3 protein-coding genes are annotated in these 2369 nt (G+C 41.8%); 2 read left to right on the top strand and 1 reads right to left on the bottom strand.

What is annotated here, in order from left to right; translation table 11 throughout:
• Positions 1 to 1199 (bottom strand): class II fumarate hydratase (locus tag QZ265_RS06945; RefSeq protein ID WP_296404717.1); only part of this gene is annotated, 1199 nt, incomplete at its 3' end.
• Between the two features lie 194 nt (positions 1200 to 1393).
• On the opposite strand from QZ265_RS06945, the gene QZ265_RS06940 reads away from it, so the two are divergent.
• Together QZ265_RS06940 and QZ265_RS06935 are read left to right on the top strand one after the other, a co-directional pair.
• Positions 1394 to 2008, top strand: coding sequence for a 5-formyltetrahydrofolate cyclo-ligase (locus QZ265_RS06940; protein ID WP_296404715.1), 615 nt, complete (start codon positions 1394 to 1396; stop codon positions 2006 to 2008).
• Complete coding sequence (locus tag QZ265_RS06935) at positions 2005 to 2295, top strand: hypothetical protein (protein ID WP_296404714.1); 291 nt, start codon at positions 2005 to 2007, stop codon at positions 2293 to 2295. The genes QZ265_RS06940 and QZ265_RS06935 overlap by 4 nt, the downstream gene beginning before the upstream one ends.
• The last annotated feature ends 74 nt before the right edge of the window (positions 2296 to 2369 follow it).

Raw genomic sequence — 2369 nt, 5'->3', positions numbered from 1 at the left:
AAATCATCAATTTTCTCTTTAACTGGCTCGATACCAACCGCACAGTTCTCATTAAAGCTGTTGCACGCATCACCTAATAGCTTAATAGACTGTAGTAAATTATAGGCAATAACCGGTTTGAATACGTTTAGCTCGAAGTTACCAGATGCGCCTGCCATACCAATAGTTACATCATTACCCATTACTTGGGCTACGACCATGGTCATGGCTTCAGACTGTGTTGGGTTAACTTTACCTGGCATAATTGATGAGCCTGGCTCATTTTCAGGAATGGTAAGCTCACCTAGACCACAACGTGGACCAGAGGCTAACCAGCGTACATCATTGGCAATTTTGTTTAAGCTGGCTGCCAATGTTTTAAGCGCACCAGAAGCGAATACTTCAGCATCACGAGCGGCTAAGGCTTCAAATTTGTTTGGTGAAGTTTTAAAAGGTAGGCCCGTTAGCGTCGATAGCTGTTCAGCCGCTTTTACAGCGTAGTCAGGGTGAGCGTTTAGACCTGTTCCTACTGCAGTGCCGCCTAATGGTAGCTCATATAAGCCTTGTAAAGCATTATCGATACGCACTAAGGCATGATCAAGCTGGCTAACATAACCGCTGAATTCTTGACCTAAGGTTAACGGCGTTGCATCTTGTAAATGGGTACGGCCGATTTTTACGATGCTGTCAAACTTTTTAGCTTTTTTGTCTAATGTGTCACGTAACGCTGTGACCGCTGGGATTAGTAAGCTATTGATTTGTCGTGCTGCAGCAACTCGAATAGCCGTCGGGAAGCTGTCGTTGGTAGACTGAGCATGGTTTACGTGGTCATTAGGGTGGATAGGTTTATACGTACCACGATCTGAACCAGCGATTTCATTGGCGCGATTGGCTAATACTTCATTCATGTTCATGTTTGACTGCGTACCTGAGCCAGTCTGCCATACGACTAATGGGAATTGGTCTGTTAATCCACCATTGATAACTTCGTCAGCCGCTTGAATAATTAGGTCACGCTGGCTCTCTTCGATACGGCCAAGGCTTGCGTTAGTAATAGCTGCTGCTTTTTTAACCAATGCCATTGCTTCAATCATTGGACGTGGTAAAGTTTCGCCACCAATTTTAAAGTTTTCACGGCTACGCTGAGTTTGAGCACCCCAATAAGCATCAGCTGGAACTTCAACATTACCCATGGTATCTTTTTCTATACGAGTTGACATGATGTCTCCTATTATTGATATATAATCTAAAAATTTTGTTATGATTTAAAGAACATGAATTTCTCAACATGCAATGAGGCAAGGGCAAAATAATAAAACCCAATTATGATATCATGACTTATCACCAAACGCATTTGGCCATGTTCGTAAACGCTATATTATTCATTTAACCCGCATCTATTATAAATGAAACTATGACCACTAATCCTTCTAGACGTGAAATTAATCGTCAACGTCGACTATTGACTGCACAGCAACGACGCATGGCCAGTACCTATGCCAGTCAATATTTAGCCAAACTCACTCCTCGCCTGCCAAAAGGCGCCAAAGTGGGGATATATTTGGATGACTTTGGTGAGCTGCCCACTCAGCCGATTTTAAAATGGTGTCAGCTAATGCGCTATCAAGCGTACTTGCCAGTTATCAATACCTTAGGTCGTGATAACAAACACATGCGCTTTGTGCCTATTTATCATCATAAGTTAAGCGCCATCCCTACCGTACGTCACAGTTTTGGTATGAAAGAGTCCAAAAACCGTCACCTAATATCCTTCAATGAGTTGGACCTTATTATCTGTCCCTTAGTAGCTGCAGATGAGCAAGGCAATCGCATGGGCATGGGCGGCGGCTTTTATGACACCACGCTAGCTAATTCATACCAATATAGTAGCTCTACAAATCATCGCAAGCATCCTTTAAGGGTCGGATGGTGTTACGAATTCCAAGTAATCAATAAGCTTGAAACTCAGCCTTGGGATGTGCCACTTAATGCGCTAATTACCCCAAATAAGATACGGTGGTTTTCATGACAAAGTCTACTAAACAGACGCTTAATATAACACTCCAACAGCTGCCTAAATCGACATCTAAACCCACACCTAATTATTCTAGTGCAGAAAATGTAGACCGTTATTTACAAACTCTTGAGTTAACCCAAAGCCGCGAACCTTTACGTCAATTATCGCCTGAAGAGCAGTTATTTACTGAAGAAGAACTTGCCCGACTGGTTAATCCTGATAAGCTAAAAGCCCTAATGAATAATGGTGATGACTTTCTAGGTTATTTAACCGGTGAGATTGATAAATTTCAAAATTAAATCGTAAAGCTTAAGCCATAAATAAAAACAGCCAATCAATACAAATATCTAAAGTCCTTAACCTAACTAGATAA

This window comes from Psychrobacter sp. (assembly GCF_018260395.1).
GTDB lineage: Bacteria > Pseudomonadota > Gammaproteobacteria > Pseudomonadales > Moraxellaceae > Psychrobacter.
This window is presented reverse-complemented; position numbering and strand designations above follow the sequence as displayed.

Excerpts from the sequence above, each read along its gene's own strand:
- QZ265_RS06940 (WP_296404715.1), top strand. The coding sequence starts at position 1,394 with ATGACCACTAATCCTTCTAGACGTGAAATTAATCGTCAACGTCGACTA.
- QZ265_RS06935 (WP_296404714.1), top strand. The coding sequence starts at position 2,005 with ATGACAAAGTCTACTAAACAGACGCTTAATATAACACTCCAACAGCTG.